The sequence below is a fragment of the Streptomyces sp. NPDC051940 genome (assembly GCF_040680895.1).
Taxonomy (GTDB): domain Bacteria; phylum Actinomycetota; class Actinomycetes; order Streptomycetales; family Streptomycetaceae; genus Streptomyces.
The window spans coordinates 14,538-35,590 of sequence record NZ_JBFAXR010000088.1; the positions used below are offsets into that span (position 1 = coordinate 14,538).

Sequence of the window (21,053 nt, forward strand, 5' to 3'; positions counted from 1 at the left end):
GCCCTTAGAGGATCAGACGCCAGTCCTGACCGACAAGCTCCGCGCCGTAACTGTGATGGGGCTTCTCGGCGACGAGCTCGAAGCCGGCGGCCTCGTAGATACGGCGGGCGGCGGTCAGCACGGAGTTGGTCCACAGGGTGAGCTCGCGATAGCCGGCCTCCCGGGCGAAACGGACGCACTCGTCGACGAGGCGGGCGCCGACGCGGTGGCCGCGGGCCTCGGGCTCGACAAGGAGCAGCCGCAGCCGGGCGGTGCCGGGGGCGTCGTCCTTGACGCACATCACGGACCCGACGGGCCGCCCGTCCAGCTCGGCTATCCAGGTGCGTTCCGTCGCCGGATCGTGGCTGACGGCGTAGTCCGCCACGATCTTCGCGACGAGGGCCTCGAAGTCCTGGTCCCAGCCGTACTCCCGGGCGTACAGGGCCCCGTGCCGCTGCACGATCCAGCCCAGCTCCCCCGGCTCGGGCTCGCGCAGCACCGGCCCCACACCGTGGGGTCGGCCGGTCAGCGTGGTGCGCACGGTGCGCAGCGCGCCCACCAGCTCGCCCAACCGGGCCTCGCTCAGCGGACGCAGCATGCCGGCGACGGCCTCACTGGACCGCTGATCCAGCTCGGCCTGCACCTGGCGCCCGTCCCCGGTCAGCATGACCTCCTGCTGCCGCGCGTCGTCCACCCCCCGCTCCTGGACGACCAGCCCCTGCTCCTTGAAGCGCTTGAGTATCCGGCTGGTCTGCGGCGCATCGAGCTTGAGCGCGGCCCGCAAGGTCCGCACGGGCAACCGCTCACTCTGCGCGAGCTCGTACAGCACGCGCGCCTCCGTGAGGGTGTACGGCGACCGCATCTGGGCGGGAAAGTCGAGCAGACCGATCAACCGCGTGTAACTCCGGTTGAAGGCCCGCACCTCACGGACGGCGTTGGCCAGGGGCGATGGCATGGGGGCCTCCGGGGTGGGTGGGGTGAGCTGGTGGTTGCCTCGTGGCAATTATTGCCCGCAGGCAAGCATCTGGGAAGGGGGCGTGAGGGGTGCGGTGGGGGCGCGTGAGCAGAGCCCGGCGCGGGCCTGCGGGTGCTGGGGGGAGACCCGGGTCCATCCGTCGAGGGTTGCCGGTGTCAGCGGCGGGGAGGCATCACCAGCCCGTCCGGCGTTTGAGGACTGAGGCGCGGAGCGCCGAATCGCGCCGCAGGCGCCGACGTGAACCGCACGATTCAGCGTGACCGCACCACCACTTGAGCCCGTCCGGCGTTTGAGGACGAGGCGCGCAGCGCCGACAACCCCCGCCGCCAGGCGACACGGCGAGAGCCCCAAACCGAGCCCGGCCGGCGTCTGAGGCCGAGCGCCGTCCAGGCGCGAAAAGCGGGCGCAGCCCGCAAAGGGGGCCCGGGGGCGAAGCCCCCGCAGCGCAACCGCACGACGCAGCGCTACCGACCCAGAAGCGCCGAAATCACCCCCGCGGAGCCCCCGTACTCCCCCGCACCTGAAGCTCGAAGGGCACCACGTCCACCCCACCCTCAGGCGCCCTCTCGCGCCCGAGCGCGAGCCGCGCCGCCCGCCCCGCAGCCTCCTGCAGAGGCAACCGCACGGTGGTGAGCGCCGGCTGCATGTCCGCGCTGAACGGCAGATCGTCGAACCCGGCCACGGACACGTCGTCCGGAATCCGCAGCCCCTTCTCGCGAAGCGCCGCGCACACGCCGAGGGCGACCGTGTCGTTGGAGGCGACGATCGCGGTCAGGTCCGGCTCGCGCCGGAGCAGTTCGAGGGCGGCCGCGTGCCCGGAGCCCCGGTCGTACAACCCGTGCACGGTGAGCCGCTCCGCGTTCGCGTCGAGCCCGTGCGCGGCGAGCGCCGCGCGGTGGCCGTCGAGGCGGTGCCGGGTCGTCGTCCGCTCGGCGGGACCGGCGACGTAACCGATCCTGCGGTGCCCCAGCGCGATGAGGTGCTCGGTGAGGGCCTGACCGCCGCCGCGGTTGTCGAACTCGAGCGCCACGGCCGTCCCCTCGGGCGCCGCGGAGGCGGGGCGCCCGCACAGCACCACGCGTGTTCCGTTGGCCGCGAGGCGGCGGATTCGGGCGGCCACGGCCGACATGTGCTCCTCGCCCTCGACCGCGCTGCCGGTGATGATCACCGCGGCGGCGCGCTGGCGCAGCAGCAGCGTGAGGTAGGTGAGCTCGCGCTCCGGGGAGCCGCCGGTGTTGCACACCACGGCGAGCTTGCTCGCGCCCAGTTCTGTCTGGACGGCGCTCGCCATGATGCCGAAGAAGGCGTCCGCGACGTCGTTGACGAGTACGCCGACCAGGTCGGACGTGGCGGCGGCCAGGGCGCTGGCCGGGCCGTTGACGACGTAGTCGAGTTCGTCGACGGCCCGCATCACCCGGGCCCGGGTCTCTTCGGCGACGGGGTAGTTCCCGCTGAGTACGCGGGAGACCGTCGCCGCGGAGACGTGGGCCCGCGCGGCCACGTCCGCGAGTGTTACTGCCATTGCTGTCCGGCTCCCCTCTGCCCTGTACGCGGCAGTTTCCCATGCCGCCCGGTACGAAACGGAAGGGGCCGGACGGACCTGATGCGCTCACCCCGCCTCGCGCGGGCGGGGTCCAGCCGCGGCGCCCGCACGGTGCGGCGGCCAGCGGCCCGCGAAGCGTACGCCCTCACCCGCCGCGCGCCACGCGCCCCGTGCACCCGAGCCTGCGAAGCCGCGGCCGCCGACGGCCCCGGGCCCGACACTGCGCCCCCGGCACCGGCGCTGCGGGGCTGCGCCCCCGGGCCGTGCCTGACGCGCGACGCGGCGGGCGCCCTCGGCCCCGGGCCCGACGCTCGTACCCCGGGCCGCGGGGGACCGCCCGAAACTCGACGCGGCGGCCGCCGACTGGCTCCGGCCCGACGCTCTGCACCCGGCACCCGCGCCGGGCGGGTCCGCTCTCGGAACAGGTCGGCTGCACCGCTCCACCGGCCACCAGCGCCCGCACACCCGGCCGCGACGGGCGCTGCCATGCGCTCCACGCAGGGCCGGCCGCGCGGCCGGATCCGCGCGTAGATCCTGGCACCGGCCGGTCGACAACAGCCGCGATCGCCACGGTGCCCGGCCGACGCAGGTCAGGACCGCGGGTCGGCGGCATCGCATCGCCCAACCACGAGGGCCGTGACGGACTGCATGACCGGATTTGCCGGACGGCGAGGGCCGTGCCGAGCTACGCGCCCCCGCTGCCAGACCGCGAGGCTCCTGACGGGCGGGCCCCCGGGGCCGTCACATCGCATCGCCACTGTCCGACGGCCGGGGTCGCTGCGGGTGTCGCTGTCCGACGGCCGGGGTTGCTGCGGGTGTCGCTGTCCGACGGCCGGGGTTGCTGCGGGTGTCGCTGTCCGACGGCCGGGGTCGCTGCGGGTGTCGCTGTCCGACGGCCGGGGTCGCTGCGGGTGCTGCTGCTCGACCGCCTGAGTCCGCCCCGGGTGCCGCCACCCGACGACCAGGGCCCCTCCGCCGACCGCCAGAGCCCCTCCGCGTGCCGCTACCCGACCGCCAGGTCCCCCCGCCCCGCCCGACCGCCTGGTCCCGTCCCGGTGCCACTACCCGACCGCCAGGTCCAGCCCCGGGGCCCGGCGCCCCCACCCCCATCCCGGCCCCCCGGGCCCCGCCCCCAGGTCGCCTCCCTGCGCCCCTTGCGCAGGCGGCCGTGGCGGGATTAACTTCCCTTGCGCGATAGCAAGCGCTTTCTACCACCGAGCCCGGGAGGGCAGATGGCACGCAAGACCGTGCGCATAGCCATGAACGGCGTCACCGGCCGCATGGGCTACCGCCAGCACCTCGTCCGCTCGATCCTCGCGATACGCGAGCAGGGCGGCCTCGACCTGGGTGACGGGAGCACCCTGTGGCCCGAGCCCGTTCTCGTCGGGCGCCGGGAGCACGCGCTCAGGGAGATGGCGGACAAGCACGGCCTGGAGCACTACTCCACCGATCTGGACCAGGTGCTCGCCGACCCGGCGGTCGACATCTACTTCGACTCCCAGGTCACCCTCGCCCGCGAGGAGGCGATCAAGAAGGCGGTCGCCGCCGGAAAGCACATCTACACGGAGAAGCCCACCGCCACGAGCGCCGCCGGCGCCCTCGCCCTCGCGCGCCTCGCGCAGGAGGCGGGCGTGAAGCACGGCGTCGTGCAGGACAAGCTCTTCCTGCCGGGCCTGCTGAAGCTGAAGCGCCTGATCGACGGCGGCTTCTTCGGCCGGATCCTCTCCGTGCGCGGCGAGTTCGGCTACTGGGTCTTCGAGGGCGACTGGCAGCCCGCACAGCGCCCGAGCTGGAACTACCGCGCCCAGGACGGCGGCGGCATGGTCCTCGACATGTTCCCGCACTGGGAGTACATCCTGCACAACCTCTTCGGCCGGGTGGAGACCGTCCAGGCCCACGTCACCACGCACATCCCGCGCCGCTGGGACGAGAAGGGCAAGGCGTACGAGGCGACGGCCGACGACGCGGCGTACGGCATCTTCGGCCTCGAGGGCGGCGCCGTGGCGCAGATCAACTCCTCCTGGGCCGTGCGCGTCAACCGCGACGAACTCGTCGAGTTCCAGGTCGACGGCACCGAGGGCTCCGCCGTCGCCGGCCTGCGCAGGTGCCGCGTACAGCACCGGTCGGCCACCCCCAAGCCCGTGTGGAACCCCGACCTCCCGGCCACCGAGTCCTTCCGCGACCAGTGGCAGGAGATCCCGGACAACGCCGAGTTCGACAACGGCTTCAAGGCGCAGTGGGAGCTGTTCCTGCGCCACGTCGCCCTCGACGAGCCGTACCACTGGGACCTGCTGGCCGGCGCCCGCGGCGTACAGCTGGCGGAGCTGGGGCTGCAGGCCGCCGCCGAGGGCCGCCGTTTCGACGTACCGGAGCTGTCGCTGTGATCCGGCTGCCGGGCGGCGACGGAACGCTGCGCGACCACGAACCCCGCACCGATGCCCGTACGCCCGCACCGGGCGGCGCCCCCCTCGCCTCGCGGACGGTGTTCTCGGCGGCGCACGTCGTCGCCGACCCGTACACCGACACGGCCCCCGACGGCCCCGCGGCCGTCGACTGGGACGCCACGCTCGCCTTCCGCCGCCATCTGTGGTCGTACGGGCTCGGTGTCGCCGAGGCCATGGACACCGCCCAGCGGGGGATGGGCCTGGACTGGGCGGGCGCGGCGGAGCTGATCCGGCGTTCGGCGGCCGAGGCGCAGGCCGTCGGCGGGCGGATCGCGTGCGGTGTCGGCACCGACCAGCTGGCACCCGGCGCCCACACCCTGAGCGAGGTCCGGGCCGCGTACGAGGAGCAGCTCGCGCTCGTGGAGGGGACGGGCGCACAGGTGATCCTCATGGCGTCGCGGGCGCTCGCGGCGGCCGCGCGCGGACCGGAGGACTACCTCGCCGTCTACGGCGACCTGCTCCGCCAGGCCCGGCAGCCGGTGATCCTGCACTGGCTGGGCGACATGTTCGACCCGGCGCTGCGCGGCTACTGGGGATCGGCGGACCTGGACGCCGCCACGGACACGTTCCTCGACGTGATCGCCGCGCACCCGGAGAAGGTCGACGGCGTGAAGGTCTCCCTGCTGGAAGCCCGGCGGGAGATCGAACTGCGGCGCCGGCTGCCGGCCGGCGTGCGCTGCTACACCGGCGACGACTTCAACTACCCCGAGCTGATCGCCGGCGACGAACAGGGCTTCAGCCACGCCCTGCTCGGCATCTTCGACCCGCTCGGGCCGCTCGCCGCCGAGGCGGTACGGGTGCTGGACACGGGGGACACGGACGGCTTCCGCAAGATCCTCGACCCGACGGTCGAGCTCTCCCGCCACCTGTTCCAGGCGCCGACGCGCTTCTACAAGACGGGCGTCGTCTTCCTCGCCTGGCTGGCCGGCCACCAGTCGCACTTCACGATGGTCGGCGGACTGCAGTCGGCGCGCTCCCTGCCGCACTTCACGCGCGCGTACGAACTGGCCGACGGCCTCGGCCTGTTCCCCGATCCGGCGCTCGCCGAGAATCGGATGAAGTCCCTGCTCGCGACGTACGGAGTCGACCAGTGAGCGATCTCGCCCGGCTGAGCGTCAACCAGGAGACCATCAAGCAGTGGTCGCTGCCGGAACTCGTCGCCGGCTGCGGTGCGGCCGGCGTCGACAAGGTGGGCCTGTGGCGCGCCCCCGTGCAGGAGTACGGCGTGGAGGCCGCCGCCCGTCTGATGCGTGAGGCGGGCATCACCGTCACCAGCCTCTGCCGCGGCGGTTTCTTCACCGCCGTCGAGGAGGCAGAACGGGCCTCCGCTCTCGACGACAACAGGAGAGCGATCGACGAGGCAGCGGGCCTCGGTACGGACACGTTGGTGCTGGTCTCGGGCGGTCTGCCCGCCGGGGACCGCGACCTGTACGCCGCCCGCGAACGCGTCGCCGCCGCGCTGGCCGAACTGGCGCCCTATGCACGCGAGCGAGGGGTGCGCCTGGCGATCGAGCCGCTGCACCCGATGTACGCCTCCGACCGGTGCGTGGTCTCCACGCTGTCCCAGGCGCTGGACCTGGCGGAGCGCTTCGACGCGGCGGAGGTCGGGGTGGTGGTGGACACGTACCACCTGTGGTGGGACGACACCGTCGGCGCGCAGATCGACCGGGCCGGTGCGGGCGGCCGTATCGCCGCCTTCCAGCTCGCCGACTGGATCACGCCGCTGCCGGAGGGCGTCCTGCTGGGCCGGGGCCAGCTCGGCGACGGGGCGGTCGACTTCCGCTGGTTCCGCGAGCGGGTGGACGCCACGGGCTTCGACGGCCCGATCGAGGTGGAGATCTTCAACCCCGGCCTGTGGGCGCGCGACGGCGCGGAGGTCCTGGAGGAGATCGCGGACCGTTACCGGCAGCTCGTGCTCTGAACCAGGCGCGTCGGCCGCCCGGCGCCCCGCATGTGGACTAAGCCGCGTCGCGGTCCTGTGCGGCCGGTTTGCCGCCGTTCAGGAGGCGGGTGAGGGTGGCGAGGAGGCCGCTGCTGGGGCGGGCCTGCTGCTGTTCGGCCGTCAAGTACTCCGAGAGGCCGCTGGCCTTGACGTTCTTGCGCTTCGCCGCCTGCGACAGTGCCGTCATCGCCAGCGGCAGCAGGATCCGCAGGGCCTTCTCCACCTGCGTGACGGGAAGTCCCGTCCGTTTCGCGACCGTCCGGGCGACCGGCATGGCGACCCGCGCGAGGACCGCGCCCGCGACGCCGGACTTCAGCGCGCCGCTGCCGGCGAACGCCGACACCCCGCTCAGCGGGCGGACGTTGACCGGTACGGCGCTGCCGTCGTACGGCACCTCGTTGAACGCCTGCGCTACCTCGTGAGCGCCCTGCGGCGTCTGCGCCTCGTCGGCGAGGGTGCCGGACAGTGACGACACGGTCTCGTCGACCAGGATGCGTACGGTCCGGTCGTTGGTGCCGAGTTCGCTCGCGAGCTGGTGCATCTGGTCACTGCCCAGCTGGTCGAGCACCGCCTTATGCACAGCTTTGTCCGTCATGTACTCCACGCTACGGCGGTCCGGCGGGGTCGGCATGTCGGGCGGCCCGCGGGGCCGCGCCCCGGGGCTCGCAGAGCCCTGACCCGGGCGCGGAGGGCACCGCTCCGAGTCCGGGGCGGGGCCGCCGATAACGGATCGATAACATGCGGATTCCGTGCAACCCTCCGGCCTTTATGCGGGTCGTATATGGCATCAGGCTTCCCGGGGGGAGACCAGGGGGGTGCGGGAAGGCTGATCGGAGGGGGAACGTGAGGGGGCCCGGTCATCGCGACCGGGCCCCTTGACTTCTGCCCCCACCTGCGGTTTCGGTCAGTTGTCCACAGGACGGACGGGCGTCCGGGCCCCGTTGTCGGCGCCGTTCGGTAGCGTCGTGCCATGTCGCAACCGCCCGCCAGGCTCGCCGTGGTCGAGGGAGTCCTCGAGCGGATCACGTATGCCAACGAGGAGAACGGCTACACCGTCGCCCGCGTCGACACCGGCCGCGGCGGCGGCGACCTGCTGACCGTCGTCGGCTCCCTGCTGGGCGCGCAGCCCGGCGAGTCGCTGCGGATGGAGGGCCGTTGGGGCTCGCACGCCCAGTACGGCAAGCAGTTCACCGTCGAGAACTACACCACCATCCTGCCCGCCACCATCCAGGGCATCCGCCGCTATCTCGGCTCCGGGCTCATCAAGGGCATCGGCCCGCGTATCGCCGACCGGATCACGGAGCACTTCGGCGTCGAGACCCTGGACGTCATCGAGAAGGAGCCGCAGCGCCTCGTCGAGGTCCCCGGACTCGGCCCCAAGCGGACGAAGTTGATCGGTGCGGCCTGGGAGGAGCAGAAGGCCATCAAGGAGGTGATGCTCTTCCTCCAGGGCGTCGGCGTCTCCACGTCGATCGCCGTGCGCATCTACAAGAAGTACGGCGACGCCTCCATCTCCGTCACGAAGAACGAGCCGTACCGCCTCGCCTCCGACGTCTGGGGCATCGGCTTCCTGACCGCGGACCGCATCGCCCAGTCCGTCGGCATCCCGCACGACAGTCCGGACCGGGTCAAGGCCGGTCTGCAGTACGCCCTGTCGCAGTCCTCCGACCAGGGCCACTGCTATCTCCCCGAGGAGCGGCTGATCTCCGACGCGGTGAAGCTGCTGCAGGTCGACACGGGACTGGTCATCGACTGCCTGGCGGAGCTCGCGGAGGAGGAGGGGGTGGTGAAGGAGCAGGTCCCCGGGCCGGAGGGCGAGCCGGTCATCGCCGTCTACCTCGTCCCCTTCCACCGCGCCGAGCGCTCCCTGGCCGGCCAGTTGCTCACCCTGCTGCGCGCGGCCGACGACCGGCTCCCTGCCTTCCATGACGTCGACTGGGACAAGGCGTTGGCCTGGCTGCAGACGAAGACCGGCGCGGAGCTCGCGCCGGAGCAGCGCGACGCGGTGAAGCTGGCTCTGACCCGGAAGGTCGCTGTCCTCACCGGCGGTCCGGGCTGCGGCAAGTCCTTCACCGTCCGCTCCGTGGTGGAGTTGGCCCGTGCCAAGAAGGCCCGGGTCGTGATGGCGGCCCCCACCGGCCGCGCGGCCAAGAGGCTCGCGGAGCTGACGGGCGCCGAGGCGTCCACGGTCCACCGGCTGCTGGAGCTGAAACCGGGCGGGGACGCGGCGTACGACCGCGACCGGCCGCTGGAGGCGGATCTGGTCGTCGTCGACGAGGCTTCCATGCTGGACCTCCTCCTCGCCAACAAGCTCGCCAAGGCCGTCCCGCCCGGCGCCCATCTGCTGCTCGTCGGCGACGTCGACCAGCTGCCCTCCGTCGGCGCGGGCGAGGTGCTGCGCGATCTGCTGGCCGACGGCAGCCCCGTCCCGTCGGTGCGGCTCACCCGGATCTTCCGCCAGGCCCAGCAGTCCGGCGTGGTCACCAACGCCCACCGGATCAACTCCGGCCAGCAGCCCCTCACTCAGGGCCTGGCGGACTTCTTCTTCTTCGTGGAGGACGACACCGAGGAGGCCGGGCGGCTCACCGTCGACGTGGCGGCCCGCCGGGTCCCGCAGAAGTTCGGCCTGGACCCCCGCCGCGACGTGCAGGTCCTCGCCCCCATGCACCGCGGCCCGGCCGGCGCGGGCACGCTCAACGGGCTGCTGCAGGCGGCCATCACCCCGGCCCGCGACGGTCTCGCCGAGAAGCGGTTCGGCGGCCGGATCTTCCGCGTCGGCGACAAGGTCACCCAGATCAGAAACAACTACGAAAAGGGGCGAAACGGAGTATTCAACGGCACGCTGGGGGTGGTGACCGCTCTCGACGCCGTCGAACAGCGGCTCACCGTACTCACCGACGAGGACGAGGAGGTCCCGTACGAATTCGACGAACTGGACGAGCTGGCCCACGCCTACGCCGTAACCATCCACCGCTCCCAGGGGAGCGAGTATCCGGCGGTGGTGATCCCTGTCACCACCGGGGCTTGGATGATGCTCCAGCGCAATCTGCTCTACACCGCCGTCACCAGGGCGAAGAAGCTGGTCGTACTGGTCGGCTCGCGCAAGGCGCTCGGACAGGCCGTGCGCACCGTTTCCGCAGGTCGCAGGGGTACGGCGCTGGATCATCGGCTGCGCCGCGGCTGACGGTCCCCCAGCGGGGGCCACGGGCCCGGTGCAGGGTGAGCCGGAAGTGGCACCCAGTGCCGTATCTTGAACCTCCGGCCGACCCCGAGTGCACAGAACGAGCCCGGATGGGGGAAGCTGGAGGGTAGTCAGGGCACTGGATGACCTCTAACTGCACCTCAAAGAAGAGGCACGATACGTCGGGTGAGGAAAGACGTGAGCGACAACTCTGTAGTACTTCGGTACGGGGACGGCGAGTACACCTACCCGATCGTCGACAGCACTGTCGGCGACAAGGGCGTCGACATCGGCAAGCTCCGTGCCCAGACCGGTCTGGTGACCCTGGACTCCGGTTACGGGAACACCGCGGCGTACAAGTCCGCGATCACCTACCTGGACGGCGAGCAGGGCATCCTGCGTTACCGGGGTTACCCGATCGAACAGCTGGCCGAGCGGAGCACCTTCCTGGAGGTCGCCTACCTCCTCATCAACGGCGAGCTGCCCAAGGTCGACGAGCTGTCGACCTTCCGGGACGAGATCACCCGGCACACGCTGCTGCACGAGGACGTCAAGCGCTTCTACGACGGCTTCCCGCGCGACGCCCACCCGATGGCGATGCTGTCGTCCGTGGTCAGCGCGCTGTCGACGTTCTACCAGGACAGCCACAACCCCTTCGACGAGGGCCAGCGCCACCTCTCCACGATCCGTCTGCTGGCGAAGCTGCCGACGATCGCGGCGTACGCCTACAAGAAGTCCGTCGGCCACCCCGTGGTCTACCCGCGCAACGACCTCGGCTACGTCGAGAACTTCCTGCGCATGACCTTCTCCGTGCCGGCCGCCGAGTACGACCTGGACCCGGTCGTCGTCTCGGCGCTGGACAAGCTGCTCATCCTGCACGCCGACCACGAGCAGAACTGCTCCACCTCCACCGTCCGCCTGGTCGGCTCCTCGCAGGCGAACCTCTTCGCCTCGATCTCCGCCGGCATCAGCGCCCTGTGGGGCCCGCTGCACGGCGGTGCCAACCAGTCGGTGCTGGAGATGCTCGAGGGCATCCAGGCGAACGGCGGCGATGTCGACTCCTTCATCTCCAAGGTGAAGAACAAGGAGGACGGCGTCCGGCTGATGGGCTTCGGCCACCGGGTCTACAAGTCGTTCGACCCGCGCGCGAAGATCATCAAGGCCGCCGCGCACGATGTCCTCTCGGCCCTCGGCAAGTCCGACGAGCTGCTGGACATCGCGCTGAAGCTGGAGGAGCACGCGCTCTCCGACGACTACTTCGTCTCGCGCAACCTCTACCCGAACGTCGACTTCTACACGGGTCTGATCTACCGGGCGATGGGCTTCCCGACCGAGATGTTCACGGTCCTGTTCGCCCTGGGCCGCCTCCCGGGCTGGATCGCCCAGTGGCACGAGATGATCAAGGAGCCGGGCTCCCGTATCGGCCGCCCGCGGCAGATCTACACCGGCGAGGTCCTGCGTGACTTCGTCCCGGTGGAGGCCCGCTGACGGCTCACGGGCCTTCGGGCCCTCGCGACCCCTGACGGGTCGCCCGCACAATCGCGCGCCCCGGCCGATCCCCCCACGGATCGGCCGGGGCGCTTCGACTTCCCGGCCCAGGCTCCCCCCACGGGGCCCAGGCCGGGCGTCTTTCTTTCCCTTGTCGGGAGTCTTGGGTGCGCAGGAGGGCCGCTCAAGCTCCCCACGTCCTCGATTCCCGGACACCATGCCGACTCCGCCGGGTGCCGACATCACCCCTTTAGACTCGCGACCCCGGGAAAGGGTTACCCCTCCGGGGATGTGATCTGGGTCACGTTCGGGCGGGTGGCGCGGGGGCCTTGGGCCGGGGGCTGCGCGGGGCTGGGGAGGTGGGGGCAGCGCCCAGGCTCGCGGAGCGTGCGTCGCCCACCAGCGAGCCGGGGCGGACGTAGCGCGGCCCGCCCGGCCCGCCCGGCGTAAGGGAGTGGAGTGGCATCCCGGCTGTCCGGCGTAAGAGGGCGGATCCGCCCCGGCTGTCCGGCGTGAGCGAGCGGAGCCGTACCCCAGCCCATCCGGCGCGAGGGAGCGGAGCCGCACCCCAGCTGTGCGGCGTGAGCGAGTGGAGCCGCACCCCAGCCGTCCGGCGTAAGAGGGTGGAGGTCCGCATTCCAGCCCGTCCGGCGTTTGAGGACGAGCGCCGCAGGCGCGATGCGGCCGGAGGCCGCGACGGGGTCCGGGGCGGAGCCCCGCAGCGAAACCGGCAGCCGAAGACGCGGCGGCAAACGCACGAGGCGGGCCGGACCGGCACCGTGTGCCAACCCGACCCGCCCGAACAGAGGCGGCGAACGCCGCAATCAGCGGAAGGTCCGCAACCGCAGACTGTTCATCACCACGAACACCGACGAGAACGCCATCGCCGCCCCCGCAAGCATCGGACTCAACAGCCCCGCCGCAGCCAGCGGCAGAGCCGCCACGTTGTACCCGAACGCCCAGAACAGGTTCCCCTTGATCGTCGCGAGCGTCCGCCGCGACAACCGGATCGCGTCCGCCGCGACCCGCAGGTCACCCCGTACGAGCGTGAGGTCACCCGCCTCGATCGCCGCGTCCGTGCCCGTACCCATGGCCAGACCGAGGTCCGCCGTGGCCAGCGCCGCCGCGTCGTTGACGCCGTCGCCGACCATGGCCACCGTCCGCCCGGACGCCTGCAGGGACTTCACCACGGACACCTTGTCCTCGGGGAGGACCTCCGCGTGCACCTCGTCGATGCCCACGGACCGGGCCACGGCCCGCGCCACGGTCTCGTTGTCACCGGTGAGCAGCACCGGCGTAAGCCCGAGGCCCCGCAGCTGGGCGATCGCCTCGGCGCTGGTGTCCTTGATGGCGTCCGCCACCGTGAGCACACCGCGCGCCTCGCCGTCCCAGGCCACCGCCACCGCCGTACGACCCTCCGCCTCCGCCGCAGCCTTGGCGCGGGCCAGCTCGACCGGCAGCTCGATGGACCACGCGGCGAGCAGCTTCTCCCGCCCGACGAGCACCGCGTGCCCGTCGACGACGCCCTGGACGCCGAGCCCGGCGACGTTCTCGAAGTTCTCCGGTACGGGCAGCGAGGCCCCGCGCTCTATCGCGCCGTCCGCGATGGCCCGCGCGATCGGGTGCTCGGAGGCGTGCTCCAGCGAACCGGCCAGCCGCAGCAGCTCCGCCTCGTCCGTACCGGGCGCGACGAGCACCTCCTGCAGGGTCATCTTCCCGGTCGTGACCGTCCCGGTCTTGTCGAGGACGACCGTGTCGACGCGCCGCGTCGACTCCAGCACCTCCGGCCCGCGGATCAGGATGCCCAGCTGGGCGCCCCGCCCCGTACCGACCATGAGGGCCGTCGGCGTGGCCAGCCCCAGCGCGCAGGGGCAGGCGATGATCAGCACGGCCACCGCCGCGGTGAAGGCCGCCGAGGCCCCGGAGCCGCCGCCCAGCCAGAAGCCGAGGGTGGCCACGGCGAGCCCGATGACGATCGGTACGAAGACCGCGGAGATCTGGTCCGCGAGCCGCTGCACCTCGGCCTTGCCGTTCTGCGCGTCCTCGACGAGCCTCGCCATCCGCGACAGCTGGGTGTCGGAACCCACCCGCGTCGCCTCGACGACGAGCCGCCCGGAGGCGTTGACGGTGGCACCCGTGACGGAGTCGCCCGGGCCGACGTCGACGGGCACGGACTCACCCGTGAGCATGGAGGCGTCCACGGCGGACGTCCCCTCGACCACGACGCCGTCGGTCGCGATCTTCTCCCCGGGCCGTACGACGAACCGCATGCCGGTCTGCAGCTCCTCGACGGGAATGCGGACCTCGCGCCCGTCGCGCAGCACGGCGACGTCCTTCGCCCCCAGCTCGAGCAGAGCCCGCAGCGCGGCCCCCGCCTTGCGCTTGGAGCGCTGCTCCAGATACCGCCCGAGCAGGATGAACGCGGTGACGCCGGCCGCCGCCTCCAGATAGATCGAGGAGCTGCCCTCGCCGCGCGAGATGGTGAAGTCGAAGCCGTGCGTCATGCCCGGCGTACCGGCGTCGCCCCAGAACAAGGCCCACACGGACCAGCCGAGAGCGGCCATGGTTCCTATGGAGATCAGCGTGTCCATCGTGGCGGCGCCGTGCTTGGCGTTGGTCCACGCCGCCTTGTGGAACTGCCAGCCGCCCCAGATGACGGCGGGCGCGGCGAGGGTCAGCGACAGCCACTGCCAGTACTCGAACTGCCAGGCCGGGACCATGGCGAGGGCGATGACGGGGATCGCCAGGGTGAGCGTGACCAGCAGCCGGTGCCGCAGGGCGGCGAGCGACGCGTCGTGCTTGTCCTGCTGGTCCGGCTGCCCGGCGGCCGGGGTGGCGGCGGTCGCCGGGGGCTCGGGGAGGGCCGCCGTGTAGCCCGTCTTCTCGACGGTGGCGATCAGGTCGCCGACCTCGATGCCCTCGTCGAAGGAGACCTTGGCCTTCTCGGTGGCGTAGTTGACCGTCGCCGTCACGCCGTCCAGGCGGTTGAGCTTCTTCTCGATCCGCGCGGCGCAGGAGGCGCAGGTCATGCCACCGATCTCGAGTTCGACCTGCTGGTCCGGTGCGGTGGTGGGCGGGCTGGACACGGTTCCTCCTTCGGTGCTTTACGGGGTGACGGCCGGCGGTTGTCGTCGGTTGTCGGCGGTCCGCGGTCGGCGTCCGCGGTCAGGCCGCGGGGCCGACCAGTTCGTAACCGGCCTCGTCGACGGCGGCGCGCACGGCGTCCTCCGCGAGCGGGCTCTCGGACGTCACGGTGACCTCGCCGGTGGCGGCGACGGCCTTGACGCCGGTGACGCCGGTGAGCTCCGAGATCTCGGAGCTGATGGCGCCCTCGCAGTGACCGCAGCTCATACCGTTGACCTTGTAGACGGTGGTGACGCTCATGGTGGCTCCTCGGGGGAGAGTCGTTCTTCGTTCCGTTACTGAGAACACTATACCCCCTGGGGGTATTCCGCAAAGCCCTTGGGGTGTGACGGGGGTGAGGGCGGGGATCGCCTGTGCCTGGGCCGGTGCCCGGATTGGGCGCTGGGGCGCCGTGGGTGTCAGCCCCGGGCCGGGGCGTCCGTGCCGATGACGGGGGCGAGGTAGCCGTACAGGGCGCGCTTGAGCTGGCGGGTGTACGCGTCGCGGAGCTCGCCGGTGTGGTCGAGGACCAGGGTGAGGCCGCCCTTGAAGACGGCGAACGCCATCTGCGCGACCTGCGTCGCCTCGGCGGCCGACAGCTCCGGCGCGCGCAGCAGTACGAGCTGCTGGGTGGACGCCAGCAGGTTGGCGTCGACGGTGTCGTGCTCGTCGGAGTAGTCGCCGGGGGTCTCCGAGCTCTCCAGGAGCTCGTGGAAGGCGGGGTTCTCGATGCAGAAGCCGAGGATCGGGTCGACGACGGCGTCGAGCAGCTCGTCCAGCGGGAGCAGGGCGTTGTCGGGGGTGAACGCCTCGCTGTGCGCGTCCCGCAGCGCCTGGTTGTAGCGGCGGCCGAGCTCGACGGCGAGGGCCTCCTTGTTGGGAAAGAACTGGTACAGCGTGCCGGGGGAGACCTGGGCCTCCTTGGCGATGGCGTTCGTCGTCGCCGCCGCGAACCCCTTCTGGTGGAACACCCGCCCGGCCGCCTCCAGCAGCTGCTCCATGCGCTTCTCCCCGCGCGCCTGCCGGCGCCGCGCGGGGCGGGGGGTGCGGCTGCTGTGCTGCGGGGTCTCGGTCACGGCTCTGACATTCCCACTGGGTGTCCGGGAAGACAAATGCGAGCGACTGCTCGCATTCACTGCTTCGGGTGATTGACAATGCGAGCGTTCACTCGCATTCTAGTCCCGTGGAACGCGAGCGATTGCTCGTATTCCATGCAGACGGCAGGCGAAGCCCAACTCGGTCGGCGCTCCACGCGCGAGAGCACCGCTCCGGGGACGGGTGAGTCGCCTCGGGCGAGCGTGCCCGGGCGGCACTCCGCGGTGGCCCTCAGGGAGGGGGCGGCGGACCACCACGGAGAGGCTGGCGCAGGTGTACGGCCGGCTCTTGACGGACCTCGGCTGGGGCCTACTCGGCGGACGCCGCGGGTTCTAGGGGTGGCCCTGCGCGGTGCCAGGCCCTCAGGCGGCGATCCCGCCGAGGCCAGGCACCGTCCCGGCCGGGCCGCCGGGTTCTCCCGCCTGGCAGGGCTGCCGGGTCCTCCCGCCTGGCCGGACTTCCCGGGTCCTCCCGCTTGGCCGGGCTGGCCACGGGCGCGCCCGCAGGATCGCTTGGGGCCTCGCCTCCGGCGGGCCTGCGGAGCGAACCCGTCGGTAGCCCAGGGCCGTGCCCCGGCGAATCGCCCTCGCGGCGGCGCGGTGACCCCGCGCCGGGTGACGGGCGGGTGGGCGGGTGCTCACTCCGCGCCGAAGGCGCGGAGGCCGCCGCGCCCGGCCAACACACGCCCACCCGGCAACAACGGGCACCACGGCGGGCGCCGACACACGCCCACCCGGCAACAACGGGCACCACGGCGGGCGCCGACACACGCCCACCCGGCATCAACGGGCACCGCGGCGGGCGCCGACACACGCCCACCCGGCAACACCGGGGCACGGCCAGGCGCGCCGACACGCGCGCACCCCGGCGAAAGCAGATGCGCCGCCGCGGGCGACGCACACGCCCACCCGGCAAGCAGCAACAGCAGAGGCACCGCCGCAGACGCAAGACGCACCGCAGGAGAAGACGACCGCCCGGGAGGCGACCGAACATGTCCGAGCCATCCACACACCGCACCGGACGGTGGACGAGGGCGGTGACCGCCCGCCCCCGCACCGTCCTGCTCCTGGCCCTGCTCTTCACGGCCCTGGCCGTGATAGGCGGAGCCGGGGTCGCCGACAGGCTGAGCGGAGGCGGCTGGCAGGACCCGACCTCGGAATCCGCCTTCGCCAACGAAGCCCTCGACCGCCACTTCCCCGGCTCCCGCCCGAACCTCCTCCTGCTGGTCGACACCGGCCAGGAGCAAGGCGTGGACGCCCCCGCGGCCGCGGCAGAGGCCCGCCGCCTCACCGACCGCCTGGCCAAGGAAGCAGACGTCGCGGGCGTCAGTTCGTACTGGACCGCTGAGCGAGGCTCCCCGCAGGCGGCGGGACTGCGCTCCGAGGACGGCCGGGAAGCCCTGATCGTCGCCCGCATCCTGGGCGACGAGTCGCAGCTGGGGGAGATCTACGACCGCATAGCCCCGGCCTACCGCGGCGAGCACGGCCCACTGCAGGTGCGCCTCGGCGGACAGGCGGCGGTCTTCGACGAACTCCAGGCCACCGTCCAGGAGGACCTGCTGCGGGCCGAGCTGATCGCCCTGCCGGTGACCCTGGTCCTCCTGGTCATCGTGTTCGGCAGCGCCGTCGCCGCCCTGCTCCCCCTGGCCGTGGGCATCGTCGCGATCCTGGGCACGAACGCCGTGCTGCGCGGCATCACGGAGTTCACGGACGTCTCGGTGTTCGCCCAGAACCTGACCACCGCGCTGGGACTGGGCCTGGCGATCGACTACGCCCTGTTCATCGTCCGCCGCTTCCGCGAGGAGCTGGCCACCGGCGCCGATCCCCGGACGGCCGTCGGGACCACCCTGCGCACGGCCGGCCGCACGGTGCTGTTCTCCGCGCTGACGGTCGCGGTCGCGCTCTCCGCGATGCTGCTCTTCCCGCAGTACTTCCTGCGCTCCTTCGCCTACGCCGGCATCGCCGTCGTCCTCCTGGCGGCGGCCGCCGCGCTGATCGTGCTGCCCGCGGCGCTGGTGCTGCTGGGGCGCCGGGTCGACGCCTGGCGGATCCTGCCAGGGCGGCGCGGAACGAGCGCAACGGGCGGGGCGGGCTGGGCGCGCGTCGCGCGGACGGTGATGCGCCGGGCACCGCTGTTCGCACTGGCCACGGTCGCCGGTCTGGTCCTGCTCGGGCTGCCCTTCCTGCGCGTGGAGTTCGGCACGGCCGACGACCGTCAGCTTCCCGCGAAGGCCGAGGCGCACGTGGTGCAGCAGCACATCCGGGAGGACTTCCCCGGCACGCCCGGCGGCACCCTCGAGGTGTTCCTGGACGGCGACACCTCGGACGCCTCGCTGACCGCGTACCGGCAGCAGCTCCAGGAGCTGCCCGGCGTCGTGTCCGTCTCCCCGCCCGTGCGCGGCGAGAGCGGTACCGCCCTGGTCACGGTGGTCGGCGAGGACGAGGCCGCGGACGCGGGCAGCCAGTCCCTGGTCCGCGAGATCCGCGACGTGGACGCGCCCGTCGGCGCCTCCGTCGCGGGCAGGGCGGCCGATCTGGTCGACTCGAAGGACGCCATCGCCGGTGTCCTGCCGTGGGCGGGAGTGTTCATCGTCGGGGCGACCCTGGTGCTGCTCTTCCTGCTCACCGGCAGCGTGCTGGTGCCGTTGCTGGCCGTGGCGGTCAGCGCTCTCAGCCTGACGGCGATGTTCGGGGCCATGGTCTGGGTCTTCCAGGACGGTCATCTGTCGGGGCCGCTGGCCTTCACCTCCACCGGGAGCATCGAGACGACCCTGCCGGTGCTGATGTTCTGCGTGGCCTTCGGGCTCTCCATGGACTACGGGGTCTTCCTGATATCCCGAATCAAGGAGGAGTACGACCGCACCGGGTCGCACGAGCAGTCGCTGGTGTTCGGGCTCAGCCGGACCGGCGGGCTGATCACCGCGGCCGCCGTGATCCTCGCCGTGGTGATGGTGGCGATCGGCACCTCCCGAGTGACCAACACCAAGATGCTCGGCCTGGGGCTGGCGCTGGCGGTGCTGATGGACGCGATGGTGGTGCGCAGCCTCCTCGTACCCGCGGTGCTGCGCCTCACCGGGCGGGCGACCTGGTGGGCGCCCGGCCCGCTGGCCCGCCTCCACGCCCGCTTCGGCCTGAGCGAAGGCGGCGACGGCGGCCCGGCGCGGGACCGCGAGGAGGAGCGGCCGAGGGATCTCAGCCGGATACCCGGCTGAGGGCCCCGGTGCCCGGGGGCCTGTCCGGTGAGCCGCGTCGCCCGAACGCGGCCGGGCCACCGGACAGGCCCCGGACACCGGTCAGTTCGCCCCGCGGCGGCCCCGGTTGCTCGGCCGTTGTGCCACCCACTGGCGGATGGTCTCGACGTACCAGAGCGGCTTGCCGTTCTGCACGGTGTCCGGCGGTGGCATCAGTCCGTGCTTGCGGTAGGACCGGACGGTGTCCGTCTGTACGCCGAGGTGTGCCGCGATATCCCTGTACGACCACAGTCTCCGGTCGGCCATCGGGGGGTACCTCCTGCCTGAAGTGATCAGCAGCCTGTGCACCCTCAACGACACGGCTCCGGGGCGGTCAGGGCCTGTTGAACGCCTGTGACACCGAGCCTGTGTAACGGTGACAACTGTTACGGCTGTGCCGCCCGTGACACCGGGCCGGGACGCGCGGCGCGCTCGGATGCCGTTGACACGCCTCCGGCGCCGGGTTAGACCGGGAACGAGTCCGAGGGAAAGGTCATCGAGATGAAGACCATCGGTCATTGGATCGGCGGCAAGGCCGTGGACGGGAGCTCGGGGCGTCAGGGGCCCGTGTTCAACCCCGCCACCGGCGAGCAGTCCGCCCAGGTCGCCTTCGCCTCGGCCGACGAGGTCGACGCGGCCGTCGCCGCGGCCCGCGCCGCGTACGCGAGCTGGGGGCAGTCCTCGCTGGCCCAGCGGACGTCCGTGCTCTTCCGCTTCCGCGAGCTGCTCGCCGCCGGGCGTGAGGAGATCGCCGCGCTCATCACCGCCGAGCACGGCAAGGTGCACAGCGACGCGCTCGGCGAGGTCGCGCGCGGGCTGGAGATCGTCGAGGTGGCGTGCGGGATCCCGCAGTTGCTCAAGGGGGAGCTATCCACGGAGGTCTCCACGCGCGTCGACGTGGCCGCGATCCGCCGGCCGGTCGGGGTGGTGGCGGGGATCACGCCGTTCAACTTCCCGGCGATGGTGCCGATGTGGATGTTCCCGCTGGCCATCGCGTGCGGCAACACGTTCGTGCTCAAGCCCAGCGAGAAGGATCCCTCGCCGGGGATCCGGCTCGCGGAGATGATGGCCGAGGCGGGGCTGCCGGACGGGGTCCTCAACGTCGTCAACGGCGACAAGGTCGCCGTCGACCGGCTGCTGGAGCACCCCGACGTCCGGGCCGTGTCCTTCGTCGGCTCCACGCCGATCGCACGTTACGTCCACGCGCAGGGCACCGGGCACGGCAAGCGGGTACAGGCGCTGGGCGGCGCCAAGAACCACATGCTGGTGCTGCCCGACGCCGATCTCGACGCCGCGGCGGACGCGGCCGTCTCCGCGGCGTACGGCTCGGCCGGGGAGCGCTGTATGGCGATCTCCGCGGTGGTCGCCGTCGGGGACGTCGGGGACGAGCTGGTCGCGAAGATCCGCGACCGGGCGGAGAAGATCAAGGTCGGTCCCGGGGACGATCCGTCCTCGGAGATGGGCCCGCTGATCACGCGCGAGCACCGGGACAAGGTCGCCGGCTATGTGGAGAGCGCCCGCGAGCAGGGCGCGGACGTGGCGCTCGACGGCACGGGCTTCACGGTCGAGGGCCTGGAGAACGGCCACTGGTTCGGCCTGACGCTGCTGGACAACGTCCGCCCCGACATGCGGGCGTACCAGGACGAGATCTTCGGCCCGGTGCTGTGCGTGCTGCGGGCGTCGTCGTACGAGGCGGGGGTGCGGCTCATCAACAGCTCGCCGTGGGGCAACGGCACGGCGATCTTCACCCGGGACGGGGGCGCGGCGCGGCGCTTCGAACTGGAGGCGGAGGCGGGGATGGTCGGCGTCAACGTGCCCATCCCGGTGCCGGTGGGTTTCCACTCCTTCGGCGGATGGAAGGACTCGCTCTTCGGCGACCACCACATCTACGGCCCGGACGGCGTCCGCTTCTACACCCGCGGCAAGGTCGTCACCACCCGCTGGCCAGACCCCGCAGACGGCACCCTGGTGTTCGGCGTCAACCTGCTGGACTCCTTCCTCCAGGGACTGGACGTTCACCAGGTCAACCGGCTGATCTGGGTACCCGACGTGG

14 protein-coding genes are annotated in these 21,053 nt (G+C 72.2%); 7 read left to right on the forward strand and 7 right to left on the reverse strand.

The window, feature by feature from the left end:
- Positions 1-4 precede the first annotated feature (4 nt).
- Both AB0M28_RS27985 and AB0M28_RS27990 read right to left on the reverse strand, forming a co-directional pair.
- On the reverse strand, positions 5-934 hold the full coding sequence (locus AB0M28_RS27985; RefSeq protein ID WP_365410718.1) for a helix-turn-helix domain-containing GNAT family N-acetyltransferase: 930 nt from the start codon (positions 932-934) through the stop codon (positions 5-7).
- Positions 935-1,442: 508 nt separating this feature from the next.
- Complete coding sequence (locus AB0M28_RS27990; RefSeq protein WP_365410721.1) at positions 1,443-2,477, reverse strand: LacI family DNA-binding transcriptional regulator; 1,035 nt, start codon at positions 2,475-2,477, stop codon at positions 1,443-1,445.
- 1,253 nt (positions 2,478-3,730) lie between these two features.
- On the opposite strand from AB0M28_RS27990, the gene AB0M28_RS27995 reads away from it, so the two are divergent.
- From AB0M28_RS27995 to AB0M28_RS28005, 3 genes are read left to right on the forward strand one after another with little or no spacing between them, the layout of a single operon-like run.
- Complete coding sequence (locus tag AB0M28_RS27995) at positions 3,731-4,882, forward strand: Gfo/Idh/MocA family oxidoreductase (RefSeq protein ID WP_365410724.1); 1,152 nt, start codon at positions 3,731-3,733, stop codon at positions 4,880-4,882.
- Positions 4,879-6,036: a dihydrodipicolinate synthase family protein gene (locus AB0M28_RS28000; protein ID WP_365410727.1), complete on the forward strand. Its 1,158-nt coding sequence runs from the start codon at positions 4,879-4,881 to the stop codon at positions 6,034-6,036. The genes AB0M28_RS27995 and AB0M28_RS28000 overlap by 4 nt, the downstream gene beginning before the upstream one ends.
- The gene (locus AB0M28_RS28005) at positions 6,033-6,863 is read left to right on the forward strand and encodes a sugar phosphate isomerase/epimerase family protein (RefSeq protein WP_365410729.1); all 831 of its coding nucleotides are present in this window, start codon (positions 6,033-6,035) and stop codon (positions 6,861-6,863) included. The genes AB0M28_RS28000 and AB0M28_RS28005 overlap by 4 nt, the downstream gene beginning before the upstream one ends.
- Positions 6,864-6,900: 37 nt before the next feature.
- Here AB0M28_RS28005 and AB0M28_RS28010 read toward each other — a convergent pair whose 3' ends face one another.
- Positions 6,901-7,479, reverse strand: a complete 579-nt coding sequence (locus AB0M28_RS28010; protein ID WP_365410732.1) for a DUF937 domain-containing protein — start codon at positions 7,477-7,479, stop codon at positions 6,901-6,903.
- Between the two features lie 375 nt (positions 7,480-7,854).
- Here AB0M28_RS28010 and AB0M28_RS28015 point away from each other — a divergent pair, with 375 nt between their 5' ends.
- Both AB0M28_RS28015 and AB0M28_RS28020 read left to right on the forward strand, forming a co-directional pair.
- Positions 7,855-10,068: an ATP-dependent RecD-like DNA helicase gene (locus tag AB0M28_RS28015; protein ID WP_365410735.1), complete on the forward strand. Its 2,214-nt coding sequence runs from the start codon at positions 7,855-7,857 to the stop codon at positions 10,066-10,068.
- 195 nt (positions 10,069-10,263) lie between these two features.
- Positions 10,264-11,553, forward strand: a complete 1,290-nt coding sequence (locus tag AB0M28_RS28020; protein ID WP_365410738.1) for a citrate synthase — start codon at positions 10,264-10,266, stop codon at positions 11,551-11,553.
- An 824-nt stretch (positions 11,554-12,377) separates the two neighbouring features.
- Here AB0M28_RS28020 and AB0M28_RS28025 read toward each other — a convergent pair.
- The 3 genes from AB0M28_RS28025 to AB0M28_RS28035 form a co-directional block, all read right to left on the reverse strand.
- Complete coding sequence (locus tag AB0M28_RS28025) at positions 12,378-14,639, reverse strand: heavy metal translocating P-type ATPase (protein ID WP_365410740.1); 2,262 nt, start codon at positions 14,637-14,639, stop codon at positions 12,378-12,380.
- Positions 14,640-14,718: 79 nt separating this feature from the next.
- On the reverse strand, positions 14,719-14,937 hold the full coding sequence (locus AB0M28_RS28030; protein WP_365410743.1) for a cation transporter: 219 nt from the start codon (positions 14,935-14,937) through the stop codon (positions 14,719-14,721).
- A 158-nt stretch (positions 14,938-15,095) separates the two neighbouring features.
- Positions 15,096-15,752, reverse strand: a complete 657-nt coding sequence (locus tag AB0M28_RS28035) for a TetR/AcrR family transcriptional regulator (RefSeq protein ID WP_365410746.1) — start codon at positions 15,750-15,752, stop codon at positions 15,096-15,098.
- 1,010 nt (positions 15,753-16,762) lie between these two features.
- Between AB0M28_RS28035 and AB0M28_RS28040 the strand changes: the two genes are divergently transcribed.
- A complete protein-coding gene (locus tag AB0M28_RS28040; protein ID WP_365410749.1) occupies positions 16,763-18,982 on the forward strand; it encodes an MMPL family transporter in 2,220 nt (739 codons plus the stop codon).
- An 81-nt stretch (positions 18,983-19,063) separates the two neighbouring features.
- Here AB0M28_RS28040 and AB0M28_RS28045 read toward each other — a convergent pair whose 3' ends face one another.
- Complete coding sequence (locus tag AB0M28_RS28045) at positions 19,064-19,267, reverse strand: MerR family transcriptional regulator (RefSeq protein WP_365410752.1); 204 nt, start codon at positions 19,265-19,267, stop codon at positions 19,064-19,066.
- 234 nt (positions 19,268-19,501) lie between these two features.
- On the opposite strand from AB0M28_RS28045, the gene AB0M28_RS28050 reads away from it, so the two are divergent.
- Positions 19,502-21,053, forward strand: a 1,552-nt coding sequence (locus AB0M28_RS28050) for a CoA-acylating methylmalonate-semialdehyde dehydrogenase (protein WP_365410755.1), incomplete at its 3' end; no start/stop codon positions are given.